The sequence below is a fragment of the Pseudomonas cerasi genome (assembly GCF_027983475.1).
Lineage (GTDB): Bacteria > Pseudomonadota > Gammaproteobacteria > Pseudomonadales > Pseudomonadaceae > Aquipseudomonas > Aquipseudomonas cerasi.
In genome coordinates this window covers 1,295,796-1,314,762 of record NZ_JAQJVM010000001.1, presented here as the reverse complement: position 1 = coordinate 1,314,762, position 18,967 = coordinate 1,295,796, and the positions used below count along the sequence as shown (strand labels likewise).

Here is an 18,967-nt window from a genome sequence, read left to right as displayed (position 1 = left end):
GAGAACGTGACCATGCTGCGTATCCTGCTTATCAATGACACCGCCAAAAAGGTCGGTCGCCTCAAGTCAGCCTTGATAGAGGCCGGTTTCGAAGTGATCGACGAATCCGGCCTGATCATCGACCTGCCCGCACGCGTCGAAGCCGTGCGCCCGGACGTCATCCTCATCGACACTGAATCGCCAGGTCGCGACGTGATGGAGCAGGTGGTGCTGGTCAGCCGCGACCAGCCACGTCCCATCGTGATGTTCACCGACGAGCACGATCCAGGCGTGATGCGCCAGGCCATCAAGTCCGGGGTCAGCGCTTATATCGTCGAGGGGATTCAGGCACAACGGCTGCAACCCATTCTGGATGTGGCAATGGCCCGCTTTGAAAGCGATCAGGCGCTGCGTGCGCAATTGCATGCCCGCGATCAGCAACTGGCCGAGCGCAAGCGCATCGAGCTGGCCAAGGGGCTACTGATGAAGATGAAGGATTGCAACGAAGAAGAGGCTTATACGCTGATGCGACGTCAGGCAATGAGTCGTCAGCAGAAGCTGATTCAGGTGGCCGAGCAGATTATCGCAATGAGCGAACTGCTGGGCTGAAGCCAGGAAGAACGCCTGCCCGCACAGGCGTTCTTCACCGTTTACAGAGGCGCAGCCTGTCAGCTCAACTGCACATCCTTCATCGCCGGGACGTAGCCGTAGTCATACTCTTCCTGCACGAACGAGCGGTCGCCCTTCAACAGGATTCTGACCGTCGGCGCCTCGGTGCCGCCGATACGGTAGTCATCGCCGCTGGTGGGCACGCTGTCGATGAACGAAGTCACCAGGCCGTTGGGCATCACACAGTGGGAGTACGTCTGGAATGGCTGTGCAGGCGGATTGCCCAGCACCAGTCCGGAAGCGTTCATCGGCCGGTAAGGCCCGAACAAATGCTCGCCCACAAAACCGTAAACGCCGTCCGGCCCGGTCACACCGTCGGCATACGTAAACTTGTGACTAATGGTGAATAAATAATACTTGCCGTCCTGAAAGACATAATGCGGACGTTCAGTCTGGTCATTGACGCCCACCGCAGTCACCAGTGGCGGTAGTATTTCCCACTCTTCTCCGCTGAGATCTTTCGCAACTGCCAGGCCGATACAGCCCACTTGAAAACGCGCACCCCCCACTTCTTCATGGCCGGGTGGCACCGGGCCAAGTTCTGCAGCGCCAACGGTATGCGTACCGCGTTCACCGGCCACATTACCTTCATAGACCATATACAACTTGCCATCATTGGGATCAATAAACGGACTCGGGTCGCGGAAGTTCCACGTCGAGTTCTGCGCCTCGGTTTGATAATAAGTGCCGTCGGCCTCGAACAGTTTTTTGACCTGGGTAAAGTCTTTCAACTCCACGCCCTGATCGGACGTCACAATACGGCCGCGCACTTTGGCAATGGTCGCCCCCGGTGTCACGCAGGTGTAGTAAAGATCGATATCACCCTTGTCATTCAATAATACCGGTGTGCCCGCCCACTCACGGGTGGTGGGCGACACGCCTTCGGCCATGACCCGGCCACCGAAGATCCAGTTCTTGCCGGTGCGCGAATACCAGTAGCACATGCGCGCCCGTCCATGACGATCCTCCCAGTCGCGCTTGATGTCGTAGCGGCCGTTGGCGCCGAGATACTGCGGGTCGTCGGGGTGGCGATCAGCCGTCAGTGTGACGATAACCGACCAGCCGTTGACTGAGACCACCGTGCCGTCAAGCTCTCGCAACGGCATGGTGTCCCAGATGAAGACCTTATCACTCATGACCGGAAAGTCCGCTTTTACCAATGGCTGCGTGGTGGTCGGGTCATTTTCATTGACCTTCAACGCATCGGCACGGGACCAGATGGTAGGTGCGTAATTGATGTTACTCATGATGATGATGTCCTTTGCTGGCGCCTGTACAAGCAGCGCGTATAGGAAGGCAACACGGCAGGCATGCGTGCAATGCCGAGGTGCAGAGTGTGTCGGGCATTCAGGTGTCGAGGACAGCCGGACGCCGATAAAAGAGCGAGTAGCCGATGACTTCTTTCAAAGTAAGCATTTATCGAGATTGACTGGCAAACTGCAACTACAGATTACCGGATTGAAAAGTGAAACCACCTTTTTAATAAGCGTCACACGTCGCAACAGAAGCGATGCTCTCAGAGATGCCACGCAAAGTAAATTAAATATTTACAGCGTTGCTATCGTAAAACTGCGAGAGCTGCGCATTAAATTATATATATTAAGTCCACCATAGCTGCATATCGAAACAGCATCACAATGACAGTACTTACACGCAAAACTGATGGCACATTAAATAATATTAAATAGTTTAAACTTTAATAAAACATACTTAAATCCTGTTAACTGCCTGTTTCTGTTGACTGATACGGACTGTGCAAGCCGTTATCTGGCTTTTCGCCGCCACGCCCTTTTTTGCAGCGCGTCTGATGGCCCACGCCCGGTTCGAGGTCATACATCAGTCTGCTCGCAGTCTCTGAAAGCCATACAACCTGCCTGCAACGTATGGCTGACGCGCCTGCACGACCATTGGCCCGTCTATTGCTAATGCAATCGCACCGGTAGCCAACGGCGGCTATCACCTTTTACGACAAAGACGTCGCTCATCTCTTTCCGCCCCGTGGACAGAGAGGCGACGTTTTTTGCGTTTTGGCCCCGGCGAAGGGGCCGGTGGAGTCGCCGTCATTCGGAACACTCCACCACAGCGTCTGAACCACCCGTGTCGCGGTCATGGCCCGACTGACTAACTAGCAGATGATGAGGTGTGCACATGGATACAAGCTTCTGGAAGGCAGGCCACAAACCGACCCTGTTCGCGGCCTTTCTCTATTTTGACCTGAGTTTCATGGTCTGGTACCTGCTGGGCCCACTGGCGGTACAGATTGCCACTGACCTGCACCTGACCACTCAGCAACGTGGCCTGATGGTCGCCACGCCGATTCTGGCGGGCGCGGTGCTGCGCTTTTTCATGGGCCTGCTGGCCGACCAGCTGTCGCCCAAAACCGCCGGAATCATCGGCCAGGTGATCGTCATCGGCGCGCTGCTGGGTGCCTGGCAATTGGGCATTCACACCTACGGCCAGGTGCTGGTACTGGGCGTGTTCCTCGGCATGGCCGGTGCCTCGTTCGCCGTCGCGCTGCCCCTGGCGTCGCAATGGTATCCGGCGCAGCACCAGGGCAAGGCCATGGGCATCGCCGGTGCGGGCAACTCCGGCACTGTACTGGCCGCGCTGATCGCGCCGGTGCTGGCCGCCAGTTTCGGCTGGGGCAACGTCTTCGGCCTGGCGCTGATCCCGCTGGTTCTGACCCTGATCGCCTTCACCCTGATGGCCCGCAACGCCCCGCAACGCAGCAAACCCAAATCCATGGCGGACTACCTCAAGGCGCTGGGTGACCGTGACAGTTGGTGGTTCATGTTTTTCTACAGTGTGACGTTCGGTGGCTTCATTGGCCTGGCCAGCGCCCTGCCCGGCTATTTCAACGACCAATATGGCTTGAGCCCGATCACTGCCGGTTACTACACCGCTGCCTGTGTGTTCGGTGGCAGCCTGATGCGTCCGTTGGGTGGTGCGCTGGCCGACCGTTTCGGCGGGATTCGCACACTGACCGTGATGTATGCGGTTGCCGCCATCGGCATTGCCGCCGTGGGCTTCAACCTGCCGAGTTCGTGGGCAGCACTGGCGCTGTTCGTGGCCGCGATGCTGGGCCTGGGGGCCGGCAACGGCGCGGTGTTCCAGTTGGTACCGCAGCGCTTCCGCAAGGAAATCGGGGTCATGACCGGCTTGATCGGCATGGCCGGTGGCATCGGTGGCTTCCTGCTGGCGGCGGGCCTGGGCAGCATCAAACAGAACACCGGCGACTACCAGTTGGGTCTGTGGCTGTTCGCCGGCCTGGCGATACTGGCCTGGTTCGGCCTGCTGAACGTCAAACGTCGCTGGAGAACCACCTGGGGTTCGGCCGCGGTCACGGCGGCCCGGGTCTGAAGCGCCGATGACCCTGCAACTGCAGTTCGCTCAATTCAGCGCCAGCGGACCGCGAGCGGAGAATCAGGACGCCGTGCGCCTGGTCACGCCAGTCCCGGCACTGGCGGCCAGCAAGGGCTATCTGTTCGCCCTTGCCGACGGCGTCAGCCAATGTGCCGACGGCGCACTGGCCGCGCAATCGACCCTGCAGGCGCTGGCCCTCGACTATTACGCCACGCCGGAAACCTGGGGCGTGGCGCAGTCCCTTGATCGCCTGCTGCTGGCGCAGAATCGCTGGCTGCTGGCCAACGGCCTGTTGACCACCCTCAGCGCTCTGGTACTGCGTGGCAGGCGTTTCACCCTCGCCCATGTCGGCGACTGCCGGGCTTACCGCTGGCACACCGGAACGCTGAAACGCATCAGTGAAGATCACGTCTGGGAACAGGCCGACATGCAGCATGTGCTCAAACGTGCGCTGGGCCTGGATCAGTACGTGGTCATGGATTACCTGGACGGCGAGCTGTGTGAAGGCGAACGCCTGCTGCTGGTCAGCGACGGCGTATGGGCGGCACTGGGCGATGCAAGTATCCGCTCGATTCTGGGCGAACAGCACGACCTCGACGCGGCAGTGAAAACCCTGGTCAGCGCGGCGCACCTGGCCGGCAGTCAGGACAATGCCAGCGCCCTGCTGATTCAGGTCGACACGCTCGGCGAGGACGATCTGGGCGATACGCTACTGCAATTGCAGCAATGGCCGCTGCCACCCGCACTCAAGGCCGATCAGACATTCGAAGGCTGGAAAGTCGTCAGCATCGTGGCGCAATCACGCCAGTCCATCGTTTATCGAGTCACCGATATCAATGAGCAGCCCTGGCTGCTGAAGACCCTGCCAGCCAGTCGTCATGACGAGACCGGTGCCGGTCAGGGCTTACTGCTAGAGGAGTGGTTTCTGCGTCGGGTCGCCGGGCGCTTTTTTCCCGAGATACACCCGCTGCCAGACCGTCAGCATCTGTATTACGTCATGCGCGAGTATCGCGGGCACACACTGGCCGAGCGCTTCACCGACAAAGGGCCGTTGCCGCTGGCCCAGTGGCAGGACTTGGCCACCCGACTGTTACGGGCCACGGGCCTGCTGCATCGACGCAACATCATCCATCGCGATATCAAACCGGAAAACCTGCTACTGGCCGACGACGGCGAGTTGCGCCTGCTGGATTTCGGCCTGGCGTTCTGCCCGGGCCTGTCGGCGGTCAACACCGAAGACCTGCCCGGCACACCCAGTTATATAGCACCGGAAGCCTTCAACGGCGCCGAACCGCATCCGCAACAGGACCTGTACGCAGCAGGCGTCACCTTGTACTACCTGCTGACAGGGCAATACCCTTACGGCGAGATCGAAGCCTTTCAGCACCGTCGCTTCGGCGCACCGATACCTGCCAGTCGTTACCGACCGGATCTGCCACAGTGGCTGAGCCAAAGCCTGGACAAGGCACTGCACGCCGACCCGAGCCAGCGTTATGAAACCGCCGAACAGTGGTTGCTGGAGCTGGAGCAGGCCGAGCATCGTCCGCTGGTGGCAAAGCCGCGTCCGCTGCTGGAACGCGAACCGCTGAAAGTCTGGCGAACACTGGCGTTGCTCTCTCTGCTGTTCAACCTGATGCTGGTGATCTGGTTGATGGGCCGCCACTGAGCCCTTGCGCCCCGCTTCTGTGCAACGCGCCTCAACGCGGTGCAGAAAGCGCCAGGGTTATCGACTGCACACCGCGCAGGCTGGCAAATCCGAGTTGGCACAAGCGCTGCATGGTCACTGGCAGATAATTCATAACACGCCGCCCTCAACGATGAAGGCTGCGTCTCCCGAGCGAACGGGACCGGACAAAGGCGTCCTCGTCAGGCCACTGACGGGACGCCTTTTTTTGTTTGCGCGAAACGTATCGAGCACGCGCTGCAGTGACTCGGAGGCAAGATGACCAAACTCAAACTGGTGATGATCGGCAACGGCATGGCCGGCGTGCGCACACTCGAAGAGTTGCTGAAACTGAGCGAAGACCTTTACCACATCACGGTCTTCGGCGCCGAGCCACACCCCAATTACAATCGCATTCTGCTGTCGCCGGTACTGGCCGGCGAGCAGAATTTCGAAGACATCGTGCTCAACGACCTCGACTGGTACGAACGCAACGGTATCCGGTTGTTGCTCAACCGTCGCGTGGTGAAGATCGACCGCATCAGACGCCTGGTGATCGCCGATGACGGCACCCAGGCCCATTATGATCGGCTGCTGATTGCCACCGGTTCGCGGCCGTTCATACTGCCGATCCCCGGCAACACGCTGAACGGTGTGATCGGTTATCGCGACATCGGCCACACGCGGCAGATGATCGACACCTCCGTCACGCACAAGCGCGCAGTCGTCATCGGCGGCGGACTGCTCGGCCTGGAAGCGGCCAACGGCTTGAGCCTGCGCGGCATGCACGTGACGGTGGTGCATAACGGCCAGACGCTGCTGGAGCGCCAACTGGACAAGACCAGCGGGCGCATGCTGCAAGCGGCGCTGGAAAAGCGCGGCCTGAGCTTTCGGCTCGACGAACAGACCAACGCCTTGCTCGGCGATGATCAGGGCCGGGTAACCGCGGTGCAATTCAACAATGGCGACAGGATCGACGCCGATCTGGTGGTCATGGCAGCAGGCATACGGCCCAACACCGAATTGGCCGAGCAAGCCGGCCTGCCCTGCAACCGTGGCATTCTGGTCAATGACACCTTGCAGACCTACGACCCGCGCATCTACGCAATTGGCGAATGTGTCAGCCACCGTGGCATCGCCTATGGGCTGGTGGCGCCGCTGTTCGAGCAGGCTCGGGTCTGCGCCAACCACCTTGCGCAACTGGGCTTTGCGCGTTATCCGGGCTCGGTCACCTCGACCAAGCTGAAAGTCACCGGTATCGACCTGTTTTCCGCCGGGGATTTCCTCGGCGGTGAAGGCACTGAAAGCATCACCCTTTCCGACCCCATCGGCGGTATCTACAAGAAGCTGGTAATAAAGAACGATGTACTGGTCGGCGCCTGCCTGTACGGCGACACCGCCGACGGCAACTGGTACTTGCAGCAGATCCGTGATGGCCAGGGTATCGACGCCATTCGCGACCACCTGATGTTCGGCAAACCCGTTGCTCCAGAGGCTGCCTGCGCATGAACAGCCTTGCCCTCCACACCCATCGGGTCACGGCGTCTACCTGCTGCTATTGCGGCGTAGGCTGCGGCGTACTGATCGAACATGACGGCGAGCATATTCTTGGTGTCAGCGGCGACCCGAAGCACCCGGCGAACTTCGGCAAGCTGTGCAGCAAAGGGTCGAGCCTGCACCTGACCGGCGACATTGAAGCCCGCGCGCTGTACCCGGAACTGCGCCTGAGCAAGGACCTGGCGCGCAGCGTCACCGATTGGGATACCGCGCTGGAGCATGCGGCCAATGTGTTCGCCGAGAGCATTCGCGAACATGGCCCCGACAGCGTTGCCTTCTACATTTCCGGCCAGTTGCTGACCGAAGACTACTACGCGTTCAACAAACTGGCGCGCGCACTGATCGGCACCAACAATATCGACAGTAATTCACGGCTGTGCATGTCATCGGCCGTGGCGGGCTACAAGCGCAGCCTGGGTGCCGATGCCCCACCGTGCAGCTATGAAGACATCGAACTGAGCGATTGTGTGATGATCGTCGGCAGCAACATGGCGTACGCACACCCGATTCTGTTTCGCCGTCTGGAAGATGCAAAAAGCCGTCGTCCGCAGATGAAACTCATCGTCATCGATCCACGGCGTACCGACACCTGCGAACTGGCCGACCTTCATCTGGCGATTCAGCCCGGCACGGACGTCGCGCTGTTTCACGGCATCCTTCATATACTGATGAACGAACGGCTGATCGACCCGGCGTTCATTGCCGCGCACACGCAGGGCTATGAGGAACTGGCCACGCTGGCCCGTGACTACCCACCTGAATACGTGGCCGCCCTCTGCGGCATTACTCTGGAACAGCTGCACACCTGCGCCCGATGGGTGGGCGAAGCGCCGGCTTTTCTGTCGCTGTGGTGCATGGGGCTGAATCAGTCCACGGCCGGCAGCGCGAAAAACAGCGCGCTGATCAACCTGCACTTGGCGACCGGACAGATTGGCAAACCCGGCGCAGGTCCCTTCTCGCTCACCGGCCAGCCCAACGCCATGGGCGGACGTGAAACCGGCAGTCTGTCCAACCTGTTGCCTGGCCATCGCGACGCGGCAAATCCTCAGCATCGTCAGGAGGTTGCAGACTACTGGGGCGTCGATAGCCTGCCTGCCAATCCCGGCCTTTCAGCCATCGAACTGTTCGAGCAATTGCAGAATGGAACGATCAAGGCCCTGTGGATTGCCTGCACCAACCCGGCACAGTCACTGCCCGACCAGAACCGCATCAGGCAAGCGCTGGAAACCTGCCCGTTCGTGGTACTCCAGGAGGCCTTCAAGACCACCGAAACCGCGCGTTATGCCGATCTGTTGCTGCCTGCTGCCAGCTGGGGTGAGAAAGAAGGCACGGTGACCAACTCCGAACGACGCATCTCCAACGTGCGCAAAGCTATTCAGGCGCCCGGCGAAGCGCGCTCCGACTGGGCGATCACCGTGGATTTCGCCCAGCGCCTGCAAAAACGCCTGCAACCCGGCGCACCCGCGCTGTTCGACTTCGCTACACCCAAAGCCTTGTTCGATGAGTTCAAGGGCCTGACGGTCGGGCGCGATCTGGACATGTCCGGAATCGACCGCGAGCTCATCGATCAGCAGGGTCCGCAACAATGGCCCTTCCCGCGTGGCGCCAGCAGCGGCACGCCGCGCCTGTACAACAATGGCATCTTTCCCACCGATTCAGGCCGGGCGCAGTTTCTGTCCGAGCCTTACATCGCCGCCAGGGAAGTGCGCGATGCCGACTACCCGCTGACGCTCAATACCGGCAGACTGCGCGATCAGTGGCACGGCATGAGCCGCACCGGCACCGCTGCCCGCTTGTTCGGGCATGTCAGTGAAGCGGTGCTGAGCCTCAATCCGCAGGACATGCTCAGCCATGACCTGCAGCCCGGCGACCTGGTCAAGCTGATCAGTCGACGCGGCGAGCTGCTGTTGCCGGTCGGCAGTGAGGACAGCGTTGCAGTCGGCCAGGCTTTTGTGCCGATGCATTGGGGCGACAGGTTCCTCAAGGGGGGTGTCAACGTTCTCACCCAGCCAGCCTTCGACCCGGTTTCGAAGCAACCGGAACTCAAGCACGCCGGCGTCAGGATCGAAAAAGCCCGACTGCCCTGGCAGTTCTTTGCGCTGGTCGAGGGCAACGTGCAGCAACGGATGGAAAAGCTGCGCCCCTTGTGCGACACCTTCACCTATCTGAGCATGAGCCTTGCCGGACGCGAGCGACCGGCGCTGGTGATACGCGCCGCCAGCGCAGCAGCACCCGATTCAGCGCTGCTGCAGCAGATTGATCAAGTACTGGGCCTGGATGAAGGACCGGTCATGGCGTATGACGACCCCAAACGCTCGATCGGCAAACGGGTACGGATCGACGGCGAACGTATTACTGCTGTTCGCCTGGCCGGTGAAACACTCGCCCGGCATTGGCTGCAGACGTTGTGGCTGGAAGAGCGCGTTGAGGCTTCGGTGCGGCGCTGGCTGTTGGCACCGTTGAGCAGCGAACCGGGCAAAGACTCGACACAGCCTCGCGACAAGACCTTGTGCAACTGCATGAACGTCAGCCAGAGCGCGGTAATGAGCGCTATCGAGCGTGGCCTGGACCTGAATCAACTCAAGACACAGTTGGGCTGCGGCACCCAGTGCGGCTCCTGCGTGCCGGAAATAAGACGACTGATCCATACCGTGGCGGTTACAGAATGAGGAATGCGGCATGAGCGCAAAAGTATGGCTGGTGGGCGCGGGCCCAGGCGACCCCGAACTGCTGACTCTCAAGGCAGTACGTGCCCTGGCTGAAGCCGACGTGGTGCTGATCGACGATCTGGTCAACCCCGCAGTGCTGGAACATTGTCCGGGAGCACGGGTCATCGCGGTCGGCAAGCGCGGCGGTTGTCGTTCGACGCCGCAAGCGTTCATCCATCGCCTGATGCTGCGCTACGTACGTCAGGGCAAATGTGTCGTTCGCCTCAAAGGCGGCGATCCGTGCATCTTCGGACGTGGCGGTGAAGAGGCTCAATGGCTACAGGAGCGCGGTGTCGCCGTGGAGCTGGTCAACGGCATTACAGCGGGTCTTGCCGGTGCAACACAGTGCGGCATTTCGCTGACCCTGCGCGGTATAAGCCGTGGCGTAACGCTGGTCACCGCCCACACTCAGGACGAAAGCACCCTCAACTGGCAGGCACTCGCGCAAGGCGGAACCACCCTGGTGGTTTACATGGGCGTGGCGAAACTGGCGGAAATTCGCGAGAGTCTGCTGGCAGGCGGAATGAGTGGCGAGATGCCGGTGGCTATGATCGAGAACGCTTCGCTGCCGTGGCAGCGCGAATGCCGCAGCACCCTGAATGCCATGCAACAGGACGCAGCCGCTTTCCAGTTGAAGAGCCCCGCCATTCTGGTGATCGGTGCGGTTGCCGCGTACAACAATGAGCTGATCGATCAAACCCTGATGGACCAAGCGCAGTTGAATGCCGGCTGAACCCAGGCTCGTCTGAACAGACGCCCCGCCAAATCGCAGGCAAAGAAAAGCCCGGCCTGAGCCGGGCTTTTCAGTAAAAGCGGCTAATTACTTAGCTTGAGCTTCTACTTCTGCTTCTACGCGACGGTTAACTGCGCGGCCAGCTTCAGTTGCGTTGTCAGCAACTGGACGGGATTCGCCGTAACCAACCGAGTTTACGCGGTTAGCGCCAACACCGTACTGGTTAACCAGAACCTGTTTAACGGCGTTTGCACGACGCTCGGACAGTTTTTGGTTGTAAGCGTCAGGACCTACGGAGTCAGTGTGACCTTCAACAGTGGTGGTGGTCTGTGGGTACTGCTGCATGAAGTCAGCGAGGTTCTTGATGTCGCCGTAGCTGTTAGGCTTGACTACGGATTTGTCGAAATCGAACTTCACGTCCAGCTCAACACGAACCACTTCGGCAACTGCTGGGCAGCCATCAGCGTCAACGGTAACGTTGGCTGGGGTGTCCGGGCACTTGTCGACGTTGTCGCACACGCCGTCGTTGTCGCTGTCGGAGCACACTTCAGCTACTGGAGCTGGTGCTGCTTCAACTTTCTTGCTGCCGCCGCCGAAGTTTACACCGATACCGACGCTAGGCGCCCACTCGGTGTTGCCTTGGTCGATGTTGTACTGAGCTTCAACGCCTGCACGGGCATAGAAGTTGTCAGTAAAGTACAGCTTGGCGCCGCCGCCGATGTTGGCGAAGGTGGAACCGTCACGGCCACGGCGAGCGTCTTGACCGATGCTCTGGTCAGAGAAACCGGCAGAAACGTATGGACGCAGCATGTCGCCTGGGTTGTTGAAGTGGTACAGAGCGTCCAGAGCAGTGTCTGCGCCCTTGATGTTCTTGCCGCTGTCGCTACGGACGTTGTGGACTTCGTCGTAGCCCAGACGCAGCTCAACATCGTCAGTCAGGAAGTAGCCAACGGAGCCGCCGAACAGGTTGCCGTCGTTTTTGAAGTTACGATCGCTGTCGTAGTACTCTTTCTTGGCGAAGCCTTCGATTTCGACCGCGCCTTGGCCTTGAGCCAGAGCGCCGAACGAAGTTGCGGCAACAATAGTACCAATGGCCAAGCCCAAGGTGTTTTTCAGTTTCATCCGTTAAATCCCCATCTGATGATTATTAAGCAGTCCCACACAGGGGGACAACTCAGCGGCAAGTCTACCAGACCTTGCCAGTTTGTTAGAGATATTTGCACCGTATTAAGTTTCGGCGATTCCCGCAAATTTCTCTCGTAATTTATCTAAAGCCCGCTTGTAACGCATTTTCGTTGCGCTCAAGCCCATGTGCATGATGTCAGCGATTTCCTGGAATTCAAGTTCTGCTACAAACCGCAGCACCAGAATCTCCCGATCGATCGGGTTCACATACACAAGCCAGCGATCAAGTCCGCCCCGTTCTTCAGGTTTGGGCGCCTTTTCTTCCGACGCTTCCTCAAGTGGATCCAGACTCAGCGCGTCCATCAAGCGACGCTTACGCCGTTCCTTCCTGTACTGCGTGATGCATTCATTGTAGGTGATGCTGTACAGCCAGGTTTTAAATTTAGATTTACCTTCAAAATTTTTCAACCCATACAACACTTTAAGCATCACCTCCTGACAGACATCGTCAGCATCGCGATCGTTCCCCAGATAACGTGCACAGACGTTAAAAAGTGTTCTCTGGTAACGGCGCATCAATTCTTCGTAGGCCCGCGTCACATTGAACAGCTCAACGTGGGCGCGCGCAACCAGCTCCTCATCTGAGAGCTCGCGTGGATCGTAGCGCGTCGAAAACGGTTGAGGTTTATTCAAAACAAATCTTGCCGACAGTCAGGTCAGTGTCCGCCATGGCCTGTATCGGCAACCTGGCGGCATACATTAGCAGGTTAACCGCTTAACGGCTGCTTACTCTCTGCTCGAGCAGGATGCGATTGGAAAACGACACCAGCTCCCCCTCGTCTGTCAGCAGCGTTGTCTTGACCGTACCGATTTCCTCGATCTGCCCTTCCGTATCGCCTATCTGTACCTGTTGGCCGACCTGAAACAATTCGCGGACGTAGATTCCGGCAATGATCTGCCCGGCAATTTCGCGACTTCCGAGGCCCAGGGCAAGCGCCACTGTCAGACCAACGGTAATCAACGCAATCACAATAACGTGGTTCAGCAGGTCGGTCTTGACCTCGAGCTGGCTGATGGCGACCGAAATACTGATGATAATGACCAGCCCCTGGGCAATTCGCCCCAGGCCGGCAGAGTAGTCGATCCCTACACCTTCGGCAGCACCGCGCACCAAACCATTGACCAGTTGCGCCAGCAGCACACCGACCAGCAGCACCAGCGCGGCACCAAATACCTTGGGCAAATACAGCGCCAGCATGTCCAGCGTCGCTGAGACCCGCTGCAGGCCCAAAGATTCAGCGGCCGATACGAGAAAGATAAGCAGAACGAACCAATAGACGACCTTGCCGATCAGCGTGGAGACCGGCACCTTGACGCCAGCGCGGCCGATGATCTTGGTCAGGCCGGTACCGCCGACCAGACGATCAAGGCCCAGCTTGGCCAGTAATTTGGAAAGCAGTGCGTCGAGCAGTTTGGCGACGACAAAACCGAGCAGCACCACAACCAGGGCGCCGAACAGGTTGGGAATGAAGTTTGCGACTTTGGTCCACAATGCAGTCATTGCAGCAAGAAGGCTCTGGGTCCAGAGATTCAATTCCATGCTCAATCAGCCTTATCGAGAGAACGCGCACCGTTCGAGGTGCGACGAGAAACGGGAGAGACGTGGGCCGAGCCGTTGTTCACGGCGATCATCAGCGCCTCCGACCAGCGGCCCAGCAACCCGAACAACACACCGGCGCCGACCTGGCGATTGGCGGTTTTCAGGACGCGTCCCAGACATGCGTCATCATCCCGGCTGGAGGATGAAGAATTGAGCATGTCGCGTAAAGATTCTTCAAACGGATCGTGCATCAGGCACCTCACGTAATGTCATTCAAAGACGCGACGCGAAAACAACAAGTCACACAGGCTCGCCAAATAACCATCACAGGCCCGCCCTATACCCAACGCAAACGGCGGAACAACCACCACTGCCCTGCGCCCAGCGCGACGATCAGCAGACAGGCCACCAGGAAGCCGTACGAACTGCTCGAACCCGGAATGCCGCCAACATTAATACCCAGCAGACCGGTGAGAAAACTCATCGGCAGAAAGATACAGGTAATGATCCCGAAGCGGTACATGGTGCGGTTCATGTGCTCGCGCAGGCGCCGGTCCTCGGACTCCAGCAGCAGCCCCACCCGCTCGCGGGTCAGCTCAAGCTCTTCCAGGTAACGGGTCAGGCTGTTGTTCAGCTCATTCCAGTAGTCAGCGTCGTCATGCGCAAACCAGGACAGCTTGATGCGTGAAAGCTGGCCATAAATATCCCGCTGCGGCCCGAGGAACCGGCGCAGGCCGGCGGCGCGCCGACGAATATGCAGCAGCTTGCCGTGCTCGGGGCTGTACCATTCGTCGGCATCGTTCTTTTCTTCCTCTTCATCGACCGACTCGGTCAGCTCACCCACCAGATCCTGAACCTTGTCGGTGAGGTGCTGCGCCAGGTGCAGGATCAGCTCCGAGGCGCCCTTCGGGCCTTTGCCTTGCCCCAGCAGCTCAATCAACTCCTCGGTGGCACGCAACGGACGCAGGCGCAGCGAGATGACTCGCTGCGCGGCGGCGAAGATACGCACCGAGACCATGTCTTCAGGTTCCGCACCGGGATTCAGATTCACGCCGCGCAGAAACAGCAGCAGCTCCTGCTCCGGCAACGGCAGCAAACGCGGCCGGGTGTTCTCTTCCAGCAACAGGTCGCAGGCAAACTCGCTCAGACCGCTGCCGGTGCGCAACCACGCATGTGTCTGCGGGTGACTACGATCCCAATGCAGCCACAGGCTTTCTTCTGGCTGCAATGCAAGGTCCTGCAACTCGGTTCGAGCGATGAAACGCGCCCCACCCTTACCGTCCAAAACGAGGGCATGAACCAGCCCCCACTGCGCGTTTGCTTCATCGAACATGGATACTTCGCTTATTCCGGCATGGTCAGGGGTGATGGGGAAATGATGACGCCATTGTTGTCGGCATACAGGTACTCACCCGGGCGGAACGTCACGCCGCCAAAGGTCACCGGCACATTCAGTTCGCCTATGCCGCGCTTCTCGGTTTTCTTCGGATGACTGGCGAGCGCCTGGACACCCAGGTCGGTCTGGGCGATGACATCCACGTCACGGATGCAGCCGTAGATCAACATGCCTTCCCAGCCATTCTTGGCGGCCTTGTCTGCCAGCATGTCACCCAGCAGCGCGCAACGCAGCGAACCACCGCCGTCGACGACCAGCACCTTGCCCTTGCCGTCGAGCTCGACCTGCTCCCTGACCTTGGAGTTATCCTCGAAACATTTCAGCGTGACGATCTGGCCACCAAACGAATCGCGGCCGCCAAAATTGCTGAACATCGGCTCCACGACCTGGATCAGGTCCGGATAGGCGTCACACAGATCGGGGGTGAGGTAGTGCATGGGTCAACTCCTGTCATCGGCTATGGGGTCGCGATTGATACAGACGATTTATTGAAACAGACACGACCGGATGAGCATAACCATAGCGACTTTACCGGCTAACTGCCTACCGCGACCTGAAACTCTGCAACCTGTTCAGGAACGGAACGCTCAACCAGCCACTCGATCACTCGCGGCCAGACCTGCTGCTGCGCAGCCTTGCTGACCAGCATCTGCACATGGTCGAAATCCTCGCTGAAGCCGTATTCGCGGCCCAGGCAGAGGAATTGACTGTGTGCGCTGCCGATCTGCTCGAACAGTTCACGGCAAGCCCACACCGGGTCCTGCTGGTCGCCGGCCGCAGCGACAGCCAGAAGCGGCACCTGAACCGCGCTCAACCCTGCCCACCAGTTGTTGTCACGCTCACCGAAACGTCCGAACAGCCCGTGCCAGCGCATGCTTTCCAGAACCAGACCGATCGGCTCGTCTTCCGGCCCGCGCTTGAAACGCGGGCCGGAAATATGCTCGAAGGACCTCAGCAGCAACTTCGCAGACCATTGCAGTGGCGGGACTTTCAGCGGCCAGTAGGTACGGCTGACCTGGCTGCCGAACAGCGCCACGGACGCCGCAGTATCAGCACCGAGATACTGACCGCCCAAGGCTGCCGCCAGGCTGGTGCCGCCCAGCGAGTGGCCGATCCAGTGCGGTATCTGCCCGCTTTGCTCGACGACGAATGCGGCAATGGCTGGCAAATCGAAACGCGCGTAGTCCGCCACGCAATTGCTGCGATAACTCAGGTTGCGAGCCGACAAGCCATGGCCGCGCATTTCGGGAATCCACACGTCATAGCCGGCCCGCGCCAGATACGCACCCAGACCGATGCCCTTGGGCGAATACCAGAAACGCCGGTTGGAAAAGCTGCCATGCAGCAGTATGACTGGAGTACCACGCACATCGGGCTGATCGGCGCGCCCCAGCCGGGTCACCGCCAGTTCGACACTGGCGTCGGGACTGTTGGCAGGTTTGAGACGGTAGACGTCCTCGACCAGATCGCCACGACGCTCGGCGCTGATCAAGGCAACGGGAAAAAGCTGGCTGCTGCTCTGCATATCACTCTTTATCTGGCTTGACAGACGGGATGAAACCACGCGCTCCGGGATCTCGCGATGCGCCATAAAAAAGGCGGCTTCCGAAGAAACCGCCTCATTCAAACACCTGAACCACATGACGGCTCAGGCCGCGTTCGCGTCACACGGCAGCCCGCTCCTGCGAGGACCGCGCTTCAGGCGAGCCGCCTGTCAGACAGGCGACTGTGCTTCGGCGAGGAAGAACCAGGTTTCCAGTACCGAGTCGGGGTTGAGCGACACACTCTCGATACCCTGATCCATCAGCCAGCGCGCCAGATCCGGGTGATCGGAAGGCCCCTGCCCGCAGATGCCGATGTACTTGCCGGCCTTGTTGCACGCCTGAATGGCGTTGGACAGAAGCTTCTTGACCGCCGGGTTACGTTCGTCGAACAGGTGGGCGATCACGCCGGAGTCACGGTCGAGACCGAGTGTCAGCTGGGTCAGGTCGTTGGAGCCGATGGAGAAGCCGTCGAAGTACTCAAGGAACTCTTCCGCCAGAATCGCGTTGGACGGCAGTTCGCACATCATGATGATGCGCAGGCCGTTTTCGCCACGCTTCAGGCCGTTGGCGGCCAGCAGATCGATCACCTGACTCGCCTCGCCCAGGGTACGGACGAACGGCACCATGATCTCGACGTTGGTCAGGCCCATCTCTTCGCGTACACGCTTGAGCGCACGGCACTCCAGCTCGAAACAGTCACGGAAGTTCTCACTGATATAGCGCGACGCACCGCGAAAGCCCAGCATCGGGTTTTCTTCTTCGGGCTCGTAAAGCTTGCCGCCAATCAGGTTCGCATACTCGTTGGACTTGAAGTCCGAGAGGCGCACGATGACCTTTTTCGGCGTGAACGCGGCGGCCAAGGTGCTGATACCCTCGACCAGCTTGTCGACGTAGAAACCGACCGGATCATGGTAACCGGCGATGCGCTTGTCGACGCTTTCCTTGATTTCCGGTGGCAGCGCCGAGTAGTTGAGCAACGCCTTGGGGTGCACGCCGATCATGCGGTTGATGATGAACTCCAGACGCGCCAGACCCACCCCGGCATTGGGCAATTGGGCGAAATCGAAGGCACGGTCCGGATTGCCGACGTTCATCATGATCTTGAACGGCAGATCAGGCATTGCATCGACCGAATTGGTCTTGATGTCGAAGCCCAGCTCGCCTTCGAAGATGTAACCGGTGTCGCCCTCGGCGCAGGAAACCGTGACGCCCTGGCCATCCTGAAGGGTCTGCGTGGCATTGCCGCAGCCAACCACTGCCGGGATGCCCAGTTCACGGGCGATGATCGCCGCGTGGCAGGTACGACCGCCACGGTTGGTGACGATTGCACTGGCGCGCTTCATCACCGGCTCCCAGTCCGGGTCGGTCATGTCCGACACCAGCACGTCGCCGGGCTGGACCTTGTCCATCTCGGACACGTCCTTGATGATGCGTACCTTGCCCGCGCCGATGCGCTGACCGATGGCACGGCCTTCGACCAGCACCTTGCCGGTCTCCTTGAGCAGATAGCGTTCCATGACGTTGGCCGATGCACGGCTCTTCACCGTTTCCGGACGCGCCTGGACGATGTACAGCTTGCCGTCGTCACCGTCCTTGGCCCACTCGATGTCCATCGGGCACTTGTAGTGCTTCTCGATGATCATCGCCTGTTTGGCCAGTTCGGACACTTCGGCATCGCTCAGACAGAAACGCGCGCGATCGGCAGGCTCGACGTCGATCACCTTGACCGAACGACCGGCCTTGGCTTCTTCGCCGTAAATCATCTTGATCGCCTTGCTGCCCAGATTGCGGCGCAGGATCGCCGGGCGGCCAGCCGCCAGCGTGTCCTTGTGCACGTAGAACTCGTCCGGGTTGACGGCGCCCTGCACAACCGTCTCGCCCAGGCCGTAAGCACCGGTGATGAACACCACGTCGCGGAAGCCGGACTCGGTGTCGAGGGTGAACATGACACCGGCCGTACCGGTTTCGGAGCGCACCATACGCTGCACGCCCGCAGACAGCGCGACCAGCTTGTGGTCGAAACCCTGGTGTACGCGGTAGGAAATCGCACGGTCGTTGAACAGTGAAGCAAAAACTTCCTTGGCCGCGCGGATCACGTTCTCGACGCCGCGGATGTTCAGGAAGGTCTCCTGCTGGCCGGCGAACGACGCATCCGGCAAGTCTTCGGCAGTTGCGGAGGAACGCACGGCCACAGCCAGGTTCGGATTACCCGCAGACAGCTCGGCAAACGCAGTACGAATCTGGGCGTTGAGCTGCTCGGGGAACTCGGCTTCCATGATCCACTGACGAATCTGCGCACCGGTGCGGGCCAGCGCGTTGACATCGTCGACGTCAAGGGCGTCCAGCGCAGCATGGATCTGCTCGTTGAGGCCGCTGAGCTCAAGAAAGTCACGGTAGGCCTGGGCGGTAGTCGCGAAGCCGCCGGGCACCGACACACCAGCACCTGCGAGGTTGCTGATCATCTCGCCGAGGGACGAGTTTTTGCCCCCCACGTGCTCTACATCATGGACGCCGAGCTTATCGAGGGAAACTACGTACTCTACCAAGGTGATCTCTCCACTAACTGTGTTTGTTGTTGGGAAAAGCTCATTCACCTGCGCCACATGCGGTGTGGCTTCAGGCGTGTCTGC

At 59.7% G+C, this 18,967-nt stretch carries 14 protein-coding genes and 1 pseudogene; 6 read left to right on the top strand and 9 right to left on the bottom strand.

Translation table 11 applies throughout. The features are described 5' to 3' along the window. The first annotated feature begins 12 nt into the window (after positions 1-12). Positions 13-588 carry an ANTAR domain-containing response regulator gene (locus tag PI739_RS05590; RefSeq protein WP_003366877.1) on the top strand — a complete coding sequence of 192 codons (576 nt, stop codon included), beginning with the start codon at positions 13-15 and terminating at the stop codon, positions 586-588. A gap of 59 nt (positions 589-647) precedes the next feature. Here PI739_RS05590 and PI739_RS05585 read toward each other — a convergent pair whose 3' ends face one another. Continuing rightward, entirely contained in the window at positions 648-1,895 is a 1,248-nt protein-coding gene (locus PI739_RS05585) for a glycoside hydrolase family 68 protein (protein WP_271351543.1), read from the bottom strand. Positions 1,896-2,796: 901 nt separating this feature from the next. Here PI739_RS05585 and PI739_RS05580 point away from each other — a divergent pair. The 5 genes and pseudogenes from PI739_RS05580 (at position 2,797) to cobA (ending at position 10,672) form a co-directional block, all read left to right on the top strand. After that, positions 2,797-4,008: a nitrate/nitrite transporter gene (locus PI739_RS05580; protein ID WP_003433035.1), complete on the top strand. Its 1,212-nt coding sequence runs from the start codon at positions 2,797-2,799 to the stop codon at positions 4,006-4,008. 7 nt (positions 4,009-4,015) lie between these two features. Continuing rightward, positions 4,016-5,677, top strand: coding sequence for a bifunctional protein-serine/threonine kinase/phosphatase (locus PI739_RS05575; protein WP_003366867.1), 1,662 nt, complete (start codon positions 4,016-4,018; stop codon positions 5,675-5,677). Positions 5,678-5,953: 276 nt separating this feature from the next. Continuing rightward, positions 5,954-7,153: pseudogene (locus PI739_RS05570) on the top strand (NAD(P)/FAD-dependent oxidoreductase); the annotation flags it as partial. A gap of 26 nt (positions 7,154-7,179) precedes the next feature. Further along, positions 7,180-9,900: a nitrate reductase gene (locus PI739_RS05565; RefSeq protein ID WP_271351542.1), complete on the top strand. Its 2,721-nt coding sequence runs from the start codon at positions 7,180-7,182 to the stop codon at positions 9,898-9,900. Positions 9,901-9,910: 10 nt separating this feature from the next. Then, positions 9,911-10,672 (top strand): uroporphyrinogen-III C-methyltransferase, encoded by a 762-nt coding sequence (gene cobA / locus PI739_RS05560; RefSeq protein WP_271351541.1) that lies wholly within the window; start codon positions 9,911-9,913, stop codon positions 10,670-10,672. Positions 10,673-10,759: 87 nt separating this feature from the next. Here the strand turns inward: cobA and PI739_RS05555 are convergent, their stop codons facing one another. From PI739_RS05555 to ppsA, 8 genes are all read right to left on the bottom strand, one after another. Continuing rightward, positions 10,760-11,794 carry an OmpA family protein gene (locus PI739_RS05555; RefSeq protein ID WP_003366856.1) on the bottom strand — a complete coding sequence of 345 codons (1,035 nt, stop codon included), beginning with the start codon at positions 11,792-11,794 and terminating at the stop codon, positions 10,760-10,762. Between the two features lie 105 nt (positions 11,795-11,899). Then, positions 11,900-12,490: an RNA polymerase sigma factor SigX gene (gene sigX / locus PI739_RS05550; protein ID WP_003315686.1), complete on the bottom strand. Its 591-nt coding sequence runs from the start codon at positions 12,488-12,490 to the stop codon at positions 11,900-11,902. An 82-nt stretch (positions 12,491-12,572) separates the two neighbouring features. Next, positions 12,573-13,397 (bottom strand): mechanosensitive ion channel family protein, encoded by an 825-nt coding sequence (locus tag PI739_RS05545; RefSeq protein WP_003315687.1) that lies wholly within the window; start codon positions 13,395-13,397, stop codon positions 12,573-12,575. A 2-nt stretch (positions 13,398-13,399) separates the two neighbouring features. After that, complete coding sequence (locus PI739_RS05540; RefSeq protein ID WP_003433041.1) at positions 13,400-13,648, bottom strand: hypothetical protein; 249 nt, start codon at positions 13,646-13,648, stop codon at positions 13,400-13,402. Positions 13,649-13,734: 86 nt separating this feature from the next. After that, positions 13,735-14,730, bottom strand: a complete 996-nt coding sequence (locus PI739_RS05535) for a divalent cation transporter CmaX (protein ID WP_003366851.1) — start codon at positions 14,728-14,730, stop codon at positions 13,735-13,737. Between the two features lie 11 nt (positions 14,731-14,741). After that, complete coding sequence (gene rraA, locus PI739_RS05530; RefSeq protein WP_003366849.1) at positions 14,742-15,230, bottom strand: ribonuclease E activity regulator RraA; 489 nt, start codon at positions 15,228-15,230, stop codon at positions 14,742-14,744. A gap of 98 nt (positions 15,231-15,328) precedes the next feature. Continuing rightward, positions 15,329-16,318 carry an alpha/beta fold hydrolase gene (locus tag PI739_RS05525; RefSeq protein ID WP_054081870.1) on the bottom strand — a complete coding sequence of 330 codons (990 nt, stop codon included), beginning with the start codon at positions 16,316-16,318 and terminating at the stop codon, positions 15,329-15,331. Positions 16,319-16,507: 189 nt separating this feature from the next. Beyond that, positions 16,508-18,883 carry a phosphoenolpyruvate synthase gene (gene ppsA / locus PI739_RS05520; protein WP_054081871.1) on the bottom strand — a complete coding sequence of 792 codons (2,376 nt, stop codon included), beginning with the start codon at positions 18,881-18,883 and terminating at the stop codon, positions 16,508-16,510. Positions 18,884-18,967: the final 84 nt, after the last annotated feature.